Raw genomic sequence first — 15,770 nt, 5'->3', positions numbered from 1 at the left:
GTGGCTCGAGTGGTTACGGGCAGGGATGCCGCCGGCCGTCATAACCGAGATAGGTGCCTGAAGCCGGGTCATACGACTTGAAGCGCTGCGCGCAGTAGGCTGAGGAATCGCCGCCGCCCGGGACCACCGCGACCGTCGGTTCGTCATAATAGCTGTCATAGTAATAGGGGTCGCTGTAATAGCCATAGTTGCTGCCGTAATAGGCGTACGAGCCCAAGCCGCCGATCGCCGCGCCGGCCGCGAAGCCCGGCCAGAAGCCGCCGCGACGGTGGTGATGATGGTGTCGTCCTCCGCTCCAATGACTTCCGCCGCTCCAGCTGCCGCCACGGTTTTGCCAGGTGCCGCCGTTGGCGGTTGCGAAGTTGCGAGCTGCATCACCGGTGAAGGACGTGCCGCCGCTCGGGCGAACCGCTGCACCGGCTGAGAAAGTGCCGCCGCCGGGACGTGCCGCGGCACCCGCGGCGAAACCGCCGCCACCGCCGTGCATCGCGGCGCCGCCGCCCATCCGGGCTCCGCCGCCCATGCCGCCGCCGCCGACTTGCACGCCAGCACCGCCGCCACCTCCGTGCATCGCGGCGCCGCCGCCCATCCGGGCTCCACCGCCCATGCCGCCACCGGCACCTGCGGCGCGATCCTGCGCGAAGCTCGGTGAGGTCATGGGTAGAACGAGCGCCAGCGTAGCGGCTGCGCTCAAAACTTTCAGATTGTTCATGGTAAAACTCCTTTCCCGGAAGCAAACCCTATGAAAGAGCTATGGTTCCTGGGATCACGCGGGTTTGCGCGTCAAAGGAAGCCTCGCGCGCGGTCGCTGTACCCGGCAGGAACGTATCGCGTCCGATTTGCGGCAACGGCCTGGGTCGCCGCTGCCCATGTGCCGAGGGCAGCAGCGCGCCGCCGAACTGGACATTTCGCCGGCCGGATGGCATCAGGGCCCGACGAAGCAGGGCCCTTGCCGCATGAAACAATTCTTCCTCAAGTTCTTCACCTGGTGGAATGGCCAGACCTTTGGCACCCAACTCTGGACCAAACGGTACGGGGAGCTGGTCGGCCAGGACGAGCAGGGCAATCTCTACTATCGCACCCGCGGCGGGGCGATCGATCCGACCCTGGGCTTCGAGCGGCGCTGGGTGGTCTATAACGGCTATGCCGAAGCGAGCCGGATCCCGCCGTCCTGGCACGGCTGGATTCATCACGTCGTCGATGTGCCGCCGACCGAGGCCAATTATCAGCCGCGCGAGTGGGAGAAGCCGCACCAGCCGAACCTCACCGGCACGGCCAAGGCCTATCGTCCCTCGGGATCGACCCTCGCCAGCGGCAAGCGTCCGAAGGCGACCGGCGACTATCAGCCCTGGACCCCTGGCTAGTCCTTTCGGCCCGCGATCTTCATCGTTCAATTGGATGCACCCGCATCCGCCTCGCGCCGCTGTGGACAACGGGAACAGCGGGGATGGCGTCTGCACGGACGTTGCAGCCGCGCAAGCGATGCGGCTCAATGATCCCATCTTACGGAGATGGGAGACCATTGCGTTCGGTTCGGGCAACAGTTCGCGACTGTCCCGAGATGCAGCGGCCGCCGAGTAGGACTCGATCGGGAAATAGGCCCCCGGTCTGGAAGCTCCGACATCGCCCGATGTGAATGTGCAGCCGCCGTAAGACAGGAAAGGCCGCTTGGGAAACCGAGCGGCCTTTTTCTTTGAGGAGATCTCGTGCCCCGGACGCAGCGCAGCGTCTCTTCGACGGTGCGCTGCAGAGCCGGGGCCAATGTCGCGGTGTGCCGTGTTGCTTATGGGTCCCGGCTCTGCGGAGCGTCACTGCGTGCCGCACCGCGTCCGGGACACGGGGGCATCGACGCGCACTACGTCACCCGCTCGGCCGCGCGCTTCACCGCCTCCAGCCGGCGCGCGTGGTTTTGCGCGCCGCGCTCGCGGAGCAGGGCCATCACTTCGGCCGGCGCAGTATCGGGCGACCCGGAATTAAACGGCGGAGCCGGGTTGTATTCCATCTGGAGCTGGATCGCTTGCGCGGTGGTGCGATCGATCAGGATCGACACCAGCGTCAGCGCGAAATCGATGCCGGCGGTGACGCCGCCGCCGGTGATGCGGTTGCGGTCGATGCAGACGCGCGTCTTTGTTGGCGTCGCGCCGAACTGGCCGAGCATCTCCATCGCGCTCCAATGGGTCGCGGCGCGGTAGCCCTTGAGCAGGCCGGCGGCGCCGAGCGCCAGCGATCCCGTGCAGACGGAGGTGACGTATCTTGCGCCTTCGGCCTGCCGGCGCAGGAAGTCGAGCACCTCGTCATCGTCCAGCAAGTCGTTGGTGCCGCCGCCGCCGGGCACGCAGATCACGTCGAGCTGCGGGCAATCGACGAATGTCGTGGTCGGCGTCAGCGTCAGCACGGAATCGCTCGGCACCGGCTCGATCCGCTTCCAGATCAAGTGCAGCTTTGCGCCGGGCACCATGGAAAACACCTGCAAGGGGCCAGTGAAGTCGAGCTGGGTCACGCGCGGGAATATCAGAATTCCGATCTGGAGCGGGGACGACATCGGCGGATCCTCCAAAGATGAGCTTGACGGGCGAAGATTGGCATGCTGCCTTTGTGTCCGAAATGGCATAATTCCCACTATTTCGGACAGAGCTATGATCGGCATCCTCATCTTCCCGGATTTCCAGCTGCTCGATGCGGCCGGCCCGATCTCGGTGTTCGAGGTCGCGGCACGCTGCGCCGGCAAGCCGCTTGCGCTGCGGGTGCTGGCGGTGAATGCGGGAGCGGTGCGAAGCTCGTCAGGCGTCGAGATGATGGCGCGCGATTTCAAGTCGGCGAATGCGATCACCACGCTGGTGATCGCGGGCGGCGTCGGCGTTGCAGATGCCGCGCGCTGCGAGGTCACGCGGGCCTTCGTGCAGCGGCTGGCGCGGCGCGGCGTGCGGGTCGCGAGCGTCTGCTCGGGCGCCTATGTGCTGGCTGAAGCAGGTCTGCTCGACGGCCGCCGCGCTACCACGCATTGGGGGCGGACGCGCGACTTCGTCGCGCGCTATCCGAAGGTGAAGTTCGAGCCCGACCAGATCTTCACCCGCGACGGCAATGTCTGGACCTCGGCCGGCATCACCGCGGGCATCGACCTCGCGCTCGCGATGGTCACCGAGGACCATGGCGAGGAGGTTGCGCGGGCCGCCGCGCGGCAGCTCGTGCTCTATCATCGCCGGAGCGGCGGCCAGTCGCAGTTTTCTTCGCTGCTGGAGCTGAAGGCGCCGAACGGCCGCTTCGGCCCGCTGTTGTCCTGGGCACGTGAAAATCTCGACGCGCCGCTGACGGTGGAGGATCTCGCCGACCGCGCCGGCATGAGCGCACGGCATTTCGCCCGCGCCTTCGCGGCCGAGACCGGCACGACGCCATCCAAGGCGATCGAGCGGCTTCGGCTCGAGGTCGCGCGCGAGCGCGTGCAGTCCTCGCGCGAGGGCATCGAGCTCGTCGCGGAGGCGACCGGCTTTCGCGATCCCGAGCGCATGCGCCGCGCCTTCATCCGTGCCTTCGGTCAGCCGCCGCAAGCGCTGCGGCGTGCGGCGCGGGCGGGCTAGGGCGTGTACTCCTGAACTCGGTGCGCCCCGCGGAGTCGCGACGTCCGCGTGCATCAGCCATGTCTGGCGGCCACATCGAGCACAGATGCCTAGCGATCCGGCTTTTCGCTCACGATGGCGCCGGACTTGGGGTCGGCATGGAATTCCATCTTCTGTCCGTTCTTGACGCCTTCGCCCTCCCATCGGCCGTCGTCGGCTTCAAGCTTGGTCACCTGCGAATAGCCGGATTCCATGACCTTGGCCTTGACCTGCTCCATCGGCATCCAGTCAGGCCCGGGTTGATCTGCTCTTGCTGCCGAGGCCATGGCGAGCGAGCCGAGAACCAGGATTGTGGCAAACTTCATCGCGAACCTCCTTGCGGTGAGAGGCTTCAACGGGATCGCCGAATTGAGGTTCCTCAACTATGCCGGTGCAAATGAGGGAACGGCCGTGGCTCACCTCGACATCCCCAATTGATGAGGGCCATCCCTATGGGGTGCCCTTTGCCGGCACGCGGCGGGATGCCTCTGCGCGCGCGGTCAGGCGCCGTGCGATCGGCATCAGCATGTACGGCGCAAGATGAATGGGAAACTGCGTCAGCGCGAAATAGAGCCAGGTCGTTGGCGGCAGCACCCCGGCGGTGGCTGCCAGCATCAGGCCGAGATTGCGCTGTGACACCATCAGTCCCAGTGCCAGCGCGCGCTCGGTGCCGACGCGGCGGAATAGCAGCGTGGTGATGGCGAGCAGGGTGAAGTAGATCGCGAAAGACAGGGCTGCGAGGCTGATGGTGAACAGCGGCTGCGCCAGGAGGTCGCTCACGACGTCGCCCATGATCGCCGCGGCGAAGATGAAGAGGATGATGATGTTGAGACCGTCGATCGGCGTCTTGTGACGCTGGATCGCCTCCGCGCCGAAGATCCACCGGATGGCTGTCGCGGCCAGCAGCGATGCGGCGAGGATGCCCAGCAGTTTCAGGCCGAGTGTGAGCGGCGTGATGCTGAGCATGTCGCCGAGGAAGAGGCCTGCGAACAGCGAGGCCGTGAAGGGCACCAGCGCGGTCGAGGTCACCAGCGTGATCAGCACGAGCGTGGCATCGAGCCCCATCAGCGCGGCGAGGGCCGGCGAGGCCATCATCGGCGAGGCCATGCTCTGCAGCATCAATGCGAGCGACAACCCGGGCGCGCGAGCCGTGAGGCCGGTTGCATGCGCGATTAGGCCGACGATCAGCGGCACGCCGATCGTGGTCCAGGCCGTGGCGGTCGAAACCAGCGCCGGTCGGCGCAGATGGCTGTAGAGCGCGGCCAGGTCGACCCGCATGAAGGAGATGCAGAGCAGGCAGAGGATCGCCTCGGTGAGATAGGGACGCAGCAATGCGCCGAGCGGCGGCACCGCGGCTGCGATGAACACGATGGCGGCGACCCCGCGCGTGCCCTGGCTGCCCAGCCAGGTCAGGACGCGCAGCGGCAGGGCGGCGATGGTTTGGAGCGGAGAAGCCATGCGGAACGGCGTTTCAGCCCAATCCCTTCAACCACGCGCCGATCTCGCCGACGGCAACATTGGCCTCTCGCAACAGCTTGCCCATGGTGAAGAAGCCGTGGAATTGGCCGGGATAGTGCCTGGTCGTCACGGGCACGCCAGCTTTCTTCAGCCGCACGGCATATTCGTTGCCTTCGTCGCGCAAGGGATCGGCGCCGGCGGTCAGCACATAGGCCGGCGGCAAGCCGGCCAGGCTTGGCGCGCGCGCAGGCGAAGCGCGCCAGTCGTGGATATCGGCGGCGCCGTTAAGATAATGGTCGCGGAACCAGCGGATCACCGAATGCGTCAGCAGCACGCTGGTCTCGGGCTCGCTGTGGGAGCCGTGCGTCATGGCGAAATCGGTGGCGGGATAGATCAGCACCTGGCCCGCGAGTGCAGGGCCGCCAGCGTCGCGCGCGGCGAGCGCGACGACCGCGGCAAGATTGCCGCCGGCGCTGTCGCCCCCGATCGACAGGCGTGAAGCGTCGATGCCGAGCTCGCGCGCGTTGGCGGCAACCCATTGGGTCGCGGCCACCGCGTCCTCGGTGGCGGCGGGAAATTTGTGCTCGGGCGCAAGGCGGTAGTCGACCGAGATCACGATCAGCGCGCCTTCGACCGCGAGCTGACGGCAGACGACGTCGTGCGAGTCGAGATCGCCGATCACCCAGCCGCCGCCGTGGAAGAACACCAGGGCGGGCGACAGGCCGTCGTGCCGGCGTGGCTCCTTGGGAACGTAGAGACGGGCGGGAATCGTGCCGTGCGGGGCCGGGATCGAGAGCGAGGCGACGCGGGCAAGCTCGGGCGCGTCAGGATTGGTGGCAAAGCGCGCCTGCGCATAATAGGCGCGGGCCTCCGGCGCGGTCAGGGTCTCGTAGGCCGGGCGGCCGGCGTCCTGGAAAGCCCTGTAGACGGCGGCGGCATCGGGATCGAGCACAACGGGCATGGGGCGACCTCGGGGTTTCCAGTCTGGTTGGATGTGGTTTGGGGGGCGATGCCGGCCCCGCGCCCCTGGGAGGGGCTGATTGACTATCCCATTCGGGACCCGGTCTGGCCAGATGGGGCCGGGAAGGGCAGGGTTGCCGCCCTTCCCCCGCCGTATTCGCCGTGTTAACCGGATGGCCTGCGAGCGGCGGTAACCCCTATAGAATGTCCAACAAGCCCGATTCGCTGTTGAAGCCGCGCGAGATGTTTCGAACCATTACCCTGACAGGTCTTGCGGCGCTTTTGGCCGCCACCGCGCTGACGGTTGCGACGCCGGCTCAGGCGCAAATCGGCACGATCTTTTCCGATCCGCCGCCGCTGCGGCCGCCCGGCACCATTCCGCGCGGCCAGCCGCAGCCGCAGCAGATCCCCGACGACGACGAAGAGGTGCCGGAGCTGCCGCCGCAGGGCCGCGTGCTGCCGTCGCGCCCGATGCCGCCGCCGCCGGGCCGGCAGGGGAACGTGATGCCGGGGCCGGTCGAAACCCAGCCGCTGGCGCCCCCGCCGGGCTCCACCGTGGCTCCGCCGAACCAGCCCCCCTCCGCGGCGATCGCGCCGCCCGGTGTGCCGGGCGCGCCCGGTCGTCAGCCGCAGCAGAAGGGCGCTCCGGGCGCCGTGCCGCAGACCCCGGCAAGTCTCCAGCCGGGCGACGAGGTCGTGACCGAGCCGCCGGCGCAGAAGATCGTGAACAAGAAGGCGACCTTCTCCGGCCTCGACAAGATCACCGGTCGCATCATCAATTTCGACGAGGAGATCGGCGAGACCGTTCAGTTCGGCGCGCTCAGGGTCAAGACCGACGCCTGCTACACGCGGCCGGCCACGGAGGCCACCAACACCGATGCCTTCGTCGAGGTCGACGAGATCACCTTGCAGGGCGAGGTGAAGCGCATCTTCTCCGGCTGGATGTACGCGGCAAGCCCGGGCCTGCACGGCGTCGAGCATCCGATCTACGACATCTGGCTCACCGACTGCAAAGAGCCGCAGCAGACCATTGCGACGGCGGCGCCGGATCCGGCGGCCAAGCCGCCGCCACCGCCGCCCGCACAGAAGAAGGCTGCGCCCAAGCAGGTGCAGCAGCGTCCGCCGCAACCTCTGCCGCCGATCCAGCAGCAGCAACCGGCGCCACCGCCGCCCCCGCCGCCGGAGCAGCGGCCGGGTCTGTTCGGAATTCCCGGGTTTGGCCGCTAGGCCATGCTTCATCTCTCCCTTCGGGAGAGATGAAGCATCAGCGCTTAGCTGATCGGGTCCTATTGCCTTGAAGCGATGATCTCGAGTGCGCGCGCGCCCGGGATGGCCTCGCCGGGTGAGAGCCTGAGGAAATCGCCGGGCTCGCCGGCCAGCGCCTTGTCGAGCATCGCGGTGTAGCGCCGCCGCGAGATCTCGACCGCGCCAAAGCTCTTCAGGTGGTCGGTGACGTACTGAGTGTCGAGCAGCTCGAAGCCGCCGTAAATGAGCCGCGCGACCAGATGCACCAGCGCGACCTTCGAGGCGTCGCGCGCGGTGTGAAACATGCTCTCGCCGAAGAAGGCCCGCCCGAGGCTGACGCCGTACAGCCCGCCGACGAGATCATCGCCCTGCCAGGCTTCGACGCTGTGGCAATGGCCGAGCTGGTACAGGCCCCCATAGAGGTCGCGGATGCGCTTGTTGATCCAGGTGTCCTCGCGGCCGGCCTGCGGCGCGGCGCAGCCCGCGATCGTCGCCTTGAACGCGGTGTTGACGGTGACGCGAAACACGTCCGAGCGCACCGTGCGCGCAAGCCGCGAGGCGACGCGAAATCCGTCGAGCGGGATGACGCCGCGAAATTCCGGCTCGACCCAGAACAGGGTCGGATCGTCGGCGCTTTCCGCCATCGGGAAGATGCCGCAGGCGTAGGCGCGCAGCAGCACGGCCGGGGTGATTTCAGACGGAGCGGAGTCGCGCGAAGTCATGGTTCGCGATGATAGCAGGATCGCGAGGCCGTTGCGATGGGGCGCAACGGCAGCGCGAGGTCAGCCGGCGGCAGCGGTGCTGGTCTTGCCCGGGCTTGCGGGGACGCGCGCGAACTTCAGCACGACCCGGGTTCCGGAATGCGCGGGATCGCGCTCGACCGAGGCGTCGAGCTTGGCGGCCATGGCCGCAACGATGCGCTGGCCCATGCCGGTGGAGCGCGGATCGGCCTTGACGGCGTCACCGACGCCGTTGTCGGCGATCGACAGCAAGAGATCGTCGCCTTGCGCGGTCAGATCGACATGGATCGGGCCGGCGCCGTCGGGATAGGCGTATTTCACGGCGTTCATCACCAGCTCGTTGACGATGATGCCGACGGCGACCGCGCGGTCCGGATCGATCTCGATCGGCTCGGCCTTCAGCGTCAGGCGCGACATCCGGTTGCCTTCGGCCGAGCGGCGGAGATCCTCAAGCAGGGACTCCAGATACTGGTTCAGCACCACGCTCTTGAGGTCCTGCGAGGTGTAGAGGCGCCGGTGCACTTGCGCGACCGCGGCGACACGGCCCATGGCGTTGGTCAGCGCTGCCTTGACCTCGTCCTGCGCGGCCGAGCTTGCCTGAAGGTGCAGCAGGGAGGCGATGATCTGGAGCGAGTTGCCGACGCGGTGATTGACCTCGCGCAGCAGCAGCTCGCGTTCGGCGGCAAGAGCTGCGTAGCGGTCGCGCGAGGCATGGATCTCGGCTTCGGCTTCCTCGCGCGCCTTCTGCAATTCGGCCTGGCGCAGCGCCCCCTCGGCCGCGACGTGGAGCAGGGGGATGAAATCGCCGGTGACGTCCTTGACGAGATAATCGGCCGCGCCGGCCTTCAGCGCGGTGACGGCGATGCTGGAATCCTGCGAGGCCGTGACGAACACGACGGGCGGAGCGTTCGGGATCGCCATGATCTGCTCGAGCGTCTCCAGCCCGTCGAGACCCGGCATGTACTGGTCTAGCGCGACCACGTCGATGCCGCCCTCGGCACGAGCGCGGCGGATGCGCTCCAGGCCTTCCTCGCCGCTCGCGGCATGGACGACCCTGTAGCCGCGCCGCGTCAGGCCGCGTTCGACCAGGTGCGCCAGCGCACGGTCGTCGTCGATGTAGAGCAGGGTTGGCGTGCGCTGGTTCATGGGGCGGCGGGCGGGACCTGGATGACCGAGAAGAACAGGCCGAGCTGCCGGATGGCATTGGCGAAATTCTCGTAGTTGACGGGCTTGGTGATGTACACGTTGCAGCCGAGCTCGTAGCAGCGCTTGATTTCCTGGGAATCGTCGGTGGTGGTCAGGACCACCACGGGCGAAGCCTTCAGATATTTGTTTTCCTTGATCTGCCTCAGGATGTCGATCCCGGTCATGTCGGGCAGGTTGAGATCGAGCAGGATCAGAAGCGCATTGCCCTTCTGGACGAGGCCGCTGCCGTCGGCGCCGAACAGGTGCTGCATCGCGTCGGTGCCGTTGGTGAAGGAGACGATCTCGTTGTTGACGCCCGAGCGGCGGATGTTGCGCTCGATCAGGCGGGCGTGTCCCTCGTCGTCCTCGATCATGATGATGGTGACAGGCTGGGTCATCGATCTCTGTTCCGGTTGTTCACGTTCCAGGCGATCGGCAGCGTGATCGTGAAGGTGCTGCCCGCGTTCAGTTCCGATGATACCGACATGGTGCCGCCGAGGCGACGCACAAGTGCACGCACATGCGCAAGACCAATGCCCTGGCCGGGCTTGTCCTGGGTTCCGGCGCGGCGGAACAGGTCGAATATCCGCTGGTGATCCTTCGGGTCGATCCCCCGGCCGTTGTCGCTGATCTCGAAGATAGCGTACCCGAGCTTGGTCCGCCCGCGAATTCTGATCTCTCCGGGCACGCCGGGCTTGAGATATTTGATGGCATTGTCGATCAGATTGGAGAAAATCTGCTCGAGCGCGAGCCGGTCGCTCACGACATTCGGCAGCGGCTCGACATGAATCTGGGCCTGCGCCTCGTCCGCCTGGTGGGCCAGCGTGGTCACAATGGCCTCGATCAGCTCGCGTGTGTCGATCTTGACCGGCTGGAATTCGCGGCGGCCCTCGCGGGTGAGGTTGAGGATCGCCGAGATCAGCCGGTCCATCTTGGCGATCGAAGACTTGATGAAGCCGAGCGCTTCGGAGAAGTCCTCGGACAGCTGCTTGTCGGCGCCTTCGAGCGCGATCTCGCCAGGGCCGGCGGGGGCCAGCGGCGCACCGTCGGCAGAGACATGGGCGAGGCTGCCGATGCGGCGGAAGATGTCGCCGCCGAGCTCTTCCAGCTCGCTGGTGAAGCCCATGATGTTGACGAGCGGCGAGCGCAGGTCGTGGCTGACGATATAGGCAAAACGCTGGATCTCGTCGTTGGCCTCGCGCAGGTCCGCCGTGCGCTCGTCGACGACGGACTCCAGATTGACGTTGGCATCGCGCAGGCGCGCTTCGGCCTCGTCACGGGCGCGGGCCGAGCGCCGCACCAGCCAGGTCGAGATCATGGCCAGCAGCACGACGAGGCCGGAGCCGATGCCGGTCATCGATGCGGCCAGGGTCTGGCTGCGGTCGGAGTTGACGGTGCGGAGCCGAAACAGCCGCTCCTCCTCGCGGATCATCGCGTTGGCCTGGTTGGTGATCGTGGTCGTGGTGTTGCCGCGGGCGGCCTCGCGGACGAGCTCCGTGGCGCGGTCGAGCTGCCCCTGCTTGACGAGGCTCATCTCCCGCGAGAACTGGTCGAGCCGGGTCTCGATGGCCGCGCTCAGCTTCTCGATGCTGTCGCGTTGCGCCGGATTGTCGCCGATCTGGCGCGTGAGCTTGTCGAGCGCCGGAATGATCGCGGCGACGGCTTTCTCGTGATCCGACTGGAAATCCGAGCCTTGTGTCAGGAGAAAGCCGCGGGCGCTGCTCTCGGCACGGCGGATCTCGAGCAACAGGGCGTTGATCTGGCTCTGCGCCTCGATGGTGTGGAGCACCCATTTGCTGTCTTCCCGCGCCTCGTTGACGAGATAGACCGAGCCAGCGCTGATCACGGTCAGCACCAGAAGACCCGCCGCGATCAGCAGGATCTGCCAAAAAGCCCGCCGTCGTTGCGCCTCGGCCGTCACCACGGCCTCGCTTTGTCACGTCTCGCGGAAGTCAAAACGCCCCCTTGGAACTGTCCCCGCGTCCAGAACGCAATCGGGGCCAAAGGGTTCCACGGGGAAGTGGATTATCGCGGGGCAGGTTCCACCTTGCCGGCCAGATACTGCTCCAGCCAGTGGATGTGGTAATCGCCGTTGATGATGTCGCCTTCGCGCACCAAAGCGCGGAACAGAGGCAGCGTGGTCTCGATGCCTTCCACCACCATTTCGTCCAGCGCCCGGCGGAGCCGCATCAGGCATTCGGCGCGGGTCTTGCCGTGCACGATCAGCTTGCCGACCAGGGAATCGTAATAGGGCGGGATCGTGTAGCCCTGGTAGACGGCGGAATCGATCCGCACCCCCAGCCCGCCCGGGGGATGGTATTGCAGGATGCGGCCGGGCGAGGGGCGGAAGGTCTGGGGATTTTCGGCGTTGATGCGGCACTCAATGGCGTGGCCGATGACCTGAACCTCGTCCTGCTTGGCCGGCAGGTCGCCGCCGGCGGCGATGCGGATCTGCTCCAGCACGAGGTCGATGTCGGTGATGCTCTCGGTGACGGGATGCTCGACCTGGATTCGGGTGTTCATCTCGATGAAGTAGAATTCGCCGTCCTCGAACAGGAATTCGATGGTGCCGACGCCGAGATATTTCATCTCGCGCATCGCCTTGGCGCAGGTTTCGCCGATCTTGGCGCGCGCGGCGGCGGCGAGCACGGGCGAGGGGCCTTCCTCCCAGACCTTCTGGTGGCGGCGCTGCAGCGAGCAGTCGCGCTCGCCGAGATGGATCGCGCCGCCGCGACCGTCGCCGAGGATCTGGATCTCGATGTGGCGCGGCTTCTGGAGGTATTTCTCCAGGTAGACCGAGGCATCGCCAAAGGCGGATTTGGCCTCGTTGGCCGCCGTCGACAGCGCCACCTGCAGATCCGCCTCGCTGTGGGCGACCTTCATGCCGCGGCCGCCGCCGCCGGCCGCCGCCTTCACCAGCACGGGAAAGCCGATCGTCCTTGCGATCGCCAGGGCGTCGTCGTCGGGGCCGACGGCGCCGTCGGAGCCCGGAACCACGGGAATGCCGAGCCTCTTGGCGGTCTTCTTGGCCTCGATCTTGTCGCCCATCAGGCGAATGTGCTCGGCCTTGGGGCCGATGAAATGCAGATTGTGCTCGGCGAGGATCTCCGCGAAGCGCGCATTCTCCGACAGAAAGCCGTAGCCGGGATGCACGGCATCGGCGCCGGTGATCTCACAGGCCGCGAGCAGTGCGGGCACGTTGAGATAGCTGTCCTTGGATGCCGGCGGGCCGATGCAGACGCTCTCGTCCGACAGGCGCACATGCATGGCGTCGGCGTCGGCGGTGGAGTGCACGGCGACGGTCGCGATACCGAGCTCCTTGCACGCCCTGAGGATGCGAAGGGCGATCTCGCCGCGATTGGCTATGAGGATCTTGTCGAACATGGTGCCTCAGGGGCGAATGGGGAATGGCGAATGGCGAATAGGGTGGAGCAGCTGGTCGCTACGCGCTATTCGCCACTGCCTCACTCGATGATGACGAGCGGCTCGCCGTACTCGACCGGCTGGCCGTCCTCGACCAGGATCTGCGTCACCGTGCCGGCGCGCGGCGAGGGGATCTGGTTCATGGTCTTCATGGCTTCGATGATCAGCAGCGTCTGTCCGACCGAGACCTTGCTGCCGACCTCGATGAACGGCTTGGCGCCCGGCTCGGGCGCCCAATAGGCGGTGCCGACCATCGGCGAGCTGACCGCGCCGGGATGCTTCGACAGGTCGGGCCCGGCGGCGGCCGTCGCGGCGGGGACGCCCGGCAGGGCCGCGGGAGCCGCAGCCATCGGCACGGGCATGGTCGCAGCCACGCTGATGTTGCGGGCGACGCGCAGGCGCAGGCCCGCGCGCTCGATCTCGATCTCGCTGAGGCTGGTCTCATCGAGCAGGAGCGCGAGCTCGCGGACGAGCGCGGAATCCTCGCTGGAAAACTTTGCGGCTGCTTTGTCGTCTGGCTGGCGCGCCATGTTGTTTGATCCGAATGTTCTGTTTGATGAGGGAGCTTCAGGCTTTGGGCTTGATGGCAAGCTTGGCGGCGAGGCCCTGGATGGCGAGGCGGTAGCCCTCGATGCCGAAACCGCAGAGCGAGGCGAAGGCCGCGCGTGCCGTGTAGGAGTGATGACGAAAGCTCTCGCGGGCGTGGATGTTGGTCACATGCACCTCGACCGTCGGGATCTGAACCGCGAGCAGCGCGTCGTGCAGCGCGATCGAGGTGTGGGAATAGCCGCCGGCATTGACGATGATGCCCTTCATCTTGCGCCGATGCGCCTCGTGGATGAAGTCGATCAGCTCGCCCTCGCGGTTGGACTGCCGGCAATCGGCCTTGAGGCCGAACGTCGCCGCCGTCTCTCGGCACAGCGCCTCGACGTCGGCCAGGGTCGCGTGGCCGTACTTCTCCGGCTCGCGCGTCCCCAACATGTTGAGGTTCGGGCCGTTCAGGACGAGGATCGTGTCGGTTGCGGGTTCTGCCATTCCAATCCCGGAAGAGGTGCTTCGGCGTGGCGGGGTTATAGGTAACAAAGCGTCCCAGGGGAAGCCTTGAAGGACCTTCGAGGGGCCCTCAGGTACCTCATCCTGGCTGCAAAAATCTGTGCGGAAGCTACGGAAATTGCTTGTTAACCAGCCCGAACCATGGCTGCCGGCAAACCCAAAGGGGGCGGGCATTGCTGCCCGCCCCCTGCGGCTGCCGGTGATCCGGCTTAGACGTTCAGGACCGCCACGATTTCGTAGGTGTCCGGATTGATGATCACGATCTCTTCCTTGACCAGGATGTACTTGTAGGTCCGCCACTCCGGATAGATCGACACGACCCGGGACGGCAAGGCGTGGAAGGTAATGCCCTCGCGCGGCACCCGGGTGCCGACCGAGATCGAGAAGTTCACGTTGGTCACCGGGGTCACCCGCTGCTCGCGGATCACCGAGGTGATCTGGGTCCGCTGCTCGGTCGAGAGCTTCGCGGCGGCGCCAGCCTGGCCGACCGTGGTCGAGGTCGAGCTCTGGCCCTGGGCGTTCTGGTTGGTGCTGGTGCCGGTCTGGCCCTGAGCATTCTGGTTGGTGCTCGTGCCGGTACCCTTCTGGGTCTCGGCGTTGTTGGTCGAGGTGCCGCTCTTGCTGCCCTCAGCCTTCATGTCCTTGTCCTTGCCGGACTTGGTGGTGTCCTGGCTCATGCTCTTGGACTTGTCTTGGGACTTGTCCATCTGGGACTTGTCCATTTGGCCCTGCGCGCGATCGTCGGTGCGCTGGCCCTTGGTGCCGGCCTTGTCTTCGGCGTTCTTGTTCATCGCGCCGCCCGAGGAACGCTCGTCCTTCATCGCGCCGGACTTATCTTCGGACTTCATGGAGCTGGAGCCGCCGGACTGGCCGACAGTGCCCTTGTCCTGGCTCATGGAATCGCGGCCCATCGAGCCGCCGCGCTCTGCGGCGCCGCCGGAAGGCTGCGACTGCTGCATCTGTGCGCCACCACCGCTGTCGCGGCCCATGGTGCCCTGTGCGTTGGCCAGACCGGTGCCCGCGACGAGTGCGGCTGCGGCAACTGAGATCATAAAGCGGTTCAACATCGAAATTCTCCTCACGTGTTTCTTTGCGTCATTGCCCGCGCCGACAACGAAAGGAGATTTGAGTTGTTCCGGAACTTCGTCTGTTCCGCGGCATTTGTTTGTTGAACGCCAGATGAATGACTTTGCGCGAAGACGCCAAGGTTCGGCGCAAGAAGAAAGGCCGGCTTTCCAGCCGGCCTTGTCGCGTTTTCCGAATATCGAAAAACCTGTGATCAGCAGGTTGCCTTGCCGCAGCGGGCGATGCCGATCTTTTCCCTGAGGCTTTCGACGCCGACGGCGCCGATCACGATCTGCTTGCCGATGACGTAGCTCGGCGTGCCGTTCATGCCCATCGCTTCGGCGAGCTTGAAGTTCTCCTCGATGGTGGCGCGCACCTCGGGGCTGCCGATGTCCTTCTCGATCCTGGCGGTGTCGAGGCCGGCTTCCTTGGCCGCCTGGAGCGCGCGCGCCTTGTCGGCGGCGCCGCGGCCGGTGAGCAGCTTCTGGTGGAAGTCGAGATATTTCTTGCCGGTGGGATCCTGCATGCGCACGGCGACCGCGACCTGCGCCGCTTCGACCGAGCCCTGGCTCAGCACCGGAAACTCCTTCAGCACGACCTTCAGCTTCGGATCGCTCTTCATGATGGTCAGCATGTCGTCCATCGCGCGCTTGCAGTAGCCGCAATTGTAGTCGAAGAACTCGACGAAGGTGACGTCGCCGTCCTTGTTGCCGAGCACGACCTGTCGCGGCGAGTTGAAGATCGCCTCGGCGTTCTGCGCGACGCTCGCTTCATGCTTTTTCGTTTCGGCCGCGGCCTGACGTTTGCTGAGCTCGGCCATGGCCTCCTCGAGCACCTCGGGATGGCTCACGAGATAGTTCTTGATGATCTTCTCGATCTCGGTGCGCTGCGGGTCGGAGAAGCTGTCGGCAGCGGCCGGCGCGACTGCGCCGAACATGGCGAGCGCAATCAGCGCGGGAGCAAGCGAGCGCAGCGAAGGCATAGGCAAATCCTCTTGTCCAAAGCAGGTTTCGTGAAACGTCCCGGCGGCGTCAAAGCTCGGTGTCGT

Annotated in this window: 17 protein-coding genes; 3 read left to right on the top strand and 14 right to left on the bottom strand. The window is 66.3% G+C overall.

Translation table 11 applies throughout. From position 1 onward, the window contains the following. Positions 1-13 precede the first annotated feature (13 nt). Positions 14-712 (bottom strand): BA14K family protein, encoded by a 699-nt coding sequence (locus DCM79_RS13365; protein WP_257180226.1) that lies wholly within the window; start codon positions 710-712, stop codon positions 14-16. Between the two features lie 244 nt (positions 713-956). Between DCM79_RS13365 and DCM79_RS13360 the strand changes: the two genes are divergently transcribed. Next, positions 957-1,364 (top strand): NADH:ubiquinone oxidoreductase subunit NDUFA12, encoded by a 408-nt coding sequence (locus DCM79_RS13360; RefSeq protein ID WP_028136688.1) that lies wholly within the window; start codon positions 957-959, stop codon positions 1,362-1,364. Between the two features lie 491 nt (positions 1,365-1,855). On the opposite strand, the gene DCM79_RS13355 is transcribed toward DCM79_RS13360, so the two are convergent. Continuing rightward, complete coding sequence (locus DCM79_RS13355; protein ID WP_257180225.1) at positions 1,856-2,542, bottom strand: DJ-1/PfpI family protein; 687 nt, start codon at positions 2,540-2,542, stop codon at positions 1,856-1,858. 94 nt (positions 2,543-2,636) lie between these two features. Between DCM79_RS13355 and DCM79_RS13350 the strand changes: the two genes are divergently transcribed. After that, a complete protein-coding gene (locus tag DCM79_RS13350) occupies positions 2,637-3,575 on the top strand; it encodes a GlxA family transcriptional regulator (protein ID WP_257180224.1) in 939 nt (312 codons plus the stop codon). A gap of 89 nt (positions 3,576-3,664) precedes the next feature. On the opposite strand, the gene DCM79_RS13345 is transcribed toward DCM79_RS13350, so the two are convergent. The 3 genes from DCM79_RS13345 to DCM79_RS13335 form a co-directional block, all read right to left on the bottom strand. Further along, complete coding sequence (locus tag DCM79_RS13345; RefSeq protein ID WP_028136685.1) at positions 3,665-3,919, bottom strand: PepSY domain-containing protein; 255 nt, start codon at positions 3,917-3,919, stop codon at positions 3,665-3,667. 124 nt (positions 3,920-4,043) lie between these two features. Further along, positions 4,044-5,051, bottom strand: a complete 1,008-nt coding sequence (locus DCM79_RS13340; RefSeq protein ID WP_257180223.1) for a Na+-dependent transporter — start codon at positions 5,049-5,051, stop codon at positions 4,044-4,046. A 13-nt stretch (positions 5,052-5,064) separates the two neighbouring features. Further along, positions 5,065-6,012, bottom strand: a complete 948-nt coding sequence (locus DCM79_RS13335) for an alpha/beta hydrolase (RefSeq protein ID WP_257180222.1) — start codon at positions 6,010-6,012, stop codon at positions 5,065-5,067. 203 nt (positions 6,013-6,215) lie between these two features. Here DCM79_RS13335 and DCM79_RS13330 point away from each other — a divergent pair, with 203 nt between their 5' ends. After that, positions 6,216-7,238 carry a DUF2155 domain-containing protein gene (locus DCM79_RS13330; RefSeq protein ID WP_257180221.1) on the top strand — a complete coding sequence of 341 codons (1,023 nt, stop codon included), beginning with the start codon at positions 6,216-6,218 and terminating at the stop codon, positions 7,236-7,238. A gap of 59 nt (positions 7,239-7,297) precedes the next feature. Here the strand turns inward: DCM79_RS13330 and aat are convergent, their stop codons facing one another. From aat to DCM79_RS13285, 9 genes are all read right to left on the bottom strand, one after another. Further along, positions 7,298-7,978 (bottom strand): leucyl/phenylalanyl-tRNA--protein transferase, encoded by a 681-nt coding sequence (gene aat / locus DCM79_RS13325; RefSeq protein ID WP_257180220.1) that lies wholly within the window; start codon positions 7,976-7,978, stop codon positions 7,298-7,300. 60 nt (positions 7,979-8,038) lie between these two features. After that, positions 8,039-9,142 (bottom strand): sensor histidine kinase, encoded by a 1,104-nt coding sequence (locus tag DCM79_RS13320; protein ID WP_257180219.1) that lies wholly within the window; start codon positions 9,140-9,142, stop codon positions 8,039-8,041. Next, positions 9,139-9,579 (bottom strand): response regulator, encoded by a 441-nt coding sequence (locus tag DCM79_RS13315; RefSeq protein WP_028136679.1) that lies wholly within the window; start codon positions 9,577-9,579, stop codon positions 9,139-9,141. The genes DCM79_RS13320 and DCM79_RS13315 overlap by 4 nt, the downstream gene beginning before the upstream one ends. Continuing rightward, entirely contained in the window at positions 9,576-11,102 is a 1,527-nt protein-coding gene (locus DCM79_RS13310) for a CHASE3 domain-containing protein (RefSeq protein ID WP_257180218.1), read from the bottom strand. The genes DCM79_RS13315 and DCM79_RS13310 overlap by 4 nt, the downstream gene beginning before the upstream one ends. A gap of 104 nt (positions 11,103-11,206) precedes the next feature. Then, positions 11,207-12,565: an acetyl-CoA carboxylase biotin carboxylase subunit gene (accC, locus tag DCM79_RS13305; RefSeq protein WP_257180217.1), complete on the bottom strand. Its 1,359-nt coding sequence runs from the start codon at positions 12,563-12,565 to the stop codon at positions 11,207-11,209. A gap of 80 nt (positions 12,566-12,645) precedes the next feature. Then, a complete protein-coding gene (gene accB, locus DCM79_RS13300; protein ID WP_028136676.1) occupies positions 12,646-13,134 on the bottom strand; it encodes an acetyl-CoA carboxylase biotin carboxyl carrier protein in 489 nt (162 codons plus the stop codon). A gap of 37 nt (positions 13,135-13,171) precedes the next feature. After that, positions 13,172-13,639: a type II 3-dehydroquinate dehydratase gene (aroQ, locus tag DCM79_RS13295; protein WP_028136675.1), complete on the bottom strand. Its 468-nt coding sequence runs from the start codon at positions 13,637-13,639 to the stop codon at positions 13,172-13,174. A gap of 227 nt (positions 13,640-13,866) precedes the next feature. Then, positions 13,867-14,724 (bottom strand): DUF1236 domain-containing protein, encoded by an 858-nt coding sequence (locus DCM79_RS13290; RefSeq protein WP_257180216.1) that lies wholly within the window; start codon positions 14,722-14,724, stop codon positions 13,867-13,869. A gap of 212 nt (positions 14,725-14,936) precedes the next feature. Beyond that, on the bottom strand, positions 14,937-15,704 hold the full coding sequence (locus DCM79_RS13285) for a DsbA family protein (RefSeq protein ID WP_257180215.1): 768 nt from the start codon (positions 15,702-15,704) through the stop codon (positions 14,937-14,939). Positions 15,705-15,770: the final 66 nt, after the last annotated feature.

The sequence above is a fragment of the Bradyrhizobium sp. WBOS07 genome (assembly GCF_024585165.1).
GTDB classification, from domain to species: domain Bacteria; phylum Pseudomonadota; class Alphaproteobacteria; order Rhizobiales; family Xanthobacteraceae; genus Bradyrhizobium; species Bradyrhizobium japonicum_B.
This window is presented reverse-complemented; position numbering and strand designations above follow the sequence as displayed.

What these genes read in the sequence shown, in the direction of transcription:
- DCM79_RS13365 (WP_257180226.1), bottom strand. Translation starts at nt 712, where the DNA reads ATGAACAATCTGAAAGTTTTGAGCGCAGCCGCTACGCTGGCGCTCGTT.
- DCM79_RS13360 (WP_028136688.1), top strand. Translation starts at nt 957, where the DNA reads ATGAAACAATTCTTCCTCAAGTTCTTCACCTGGTGGAATGGCCAGACC.
- DCM79_RS13355 (WP_257180225.1), bottom strand. Translation starts at nt 2,542, where the DNA reads ATGTCGTCCCCGCTCCAGATCGGAATTCTGATATTCCCGCGCGTGACC.
- DCM79_RS13350 (WP_257180224.1), top strand. Translation starts at nt 2,637, where the DNA reads ATGATCGGCATCCTCATCTTCCCGGATTTCCAGCTGCTCGATGCGGCC.
- DCM79_RS13345 (WP_028136685.1), bottom strand. Translation starts at nt 3,919, where the DNA reads ATGAAGTTTGCCACAATCCTGGTTCTCGGCTCGCTCGCCATGGCCTCG.
- DCM79_RS13340 (WP_257180223.1), bottom strand. Translation starts at nt 5,051, where the DNA reads ATGGCTTCTCCGCTCCAAACCATCGCCGCCCTGCCGCTGCGCGTCCTG.
- DCM79_RS13335 (WP_257180222.1), bottom strand. Translation starts at nt 6,012, where the DNA reads ATGCCCGTTGTGCTCGATCCCGATGCCGCCGCCGTCTACAGGGCTTTC.
- DCM79_RS13330 (WP_257180221.1), top strand. Translation starts at nt 6,216, where the DNA reads ATGTCCAACAAGCCCGATTCGCTGTTGAAGCCGCGCGAGATGTTTCGA.
- aat (WP_257180220.1), bottom strand. Translation starts at nt 7,978, where the DNA reads ATGACTTCGCGCGACTCCGCTCCGTCTGAAATCACCCCGGCCGTGCTG.
- DCM79_RS13320 (WP_257180219.1), bottom strand. Translation starts at nt 9,142, where the DNA reads ATGAACCAGCGCACGCCAACCCTGCTCTACATCGACGACGACCGTGCG.
- DCM79_RS13315 (WP_028136679.1), bottom strand. Translation starts at nt 9,579, where the DNA reads ATGACCCAGCCTGTCACCATCATCATGATCGAGGACGACGAGGGACAC.
- accC (WP_257180217.1), bottom strand. Translation starts at nt 12,565, where the DNA reads ATGTTCGACAAGATCCTCATAGCCAATCGCGGCGAGATCGCCCTTCGC.
- accB (WP_028136676.1), bottom strand. Translation starts at nt 13,134, where the DNA reads ATGGCGCGCCAGCCAGACGACAAAGCAGCCGCAAAGTTTTCCAGCGAG.
- aroQ (WP_028136675.1), bottom strand. Translation starts at nt 13,639, where the DNA reads ATGGCAGAACCCGCAACCGACACGATCCTCGTCCTGAACGGCCCGAAC.
- DCM79_RS13290 (WP_257180216.1), bottom strand. Translation starts at nt 14,724, where the DNA reads ATGTTGAACCGCTTTATGATCTCAGTTGCCGCAGCCGCACTCGTCGCG.
- DCM79_RS13285 (WP_257180215.1), bottom strand. Translation starts at nt 15,704, where the DNA reads ATGCCTTCGCTGCGCTCGCTTGCTCCCGCGCTGATTGCGCTCGCCATG.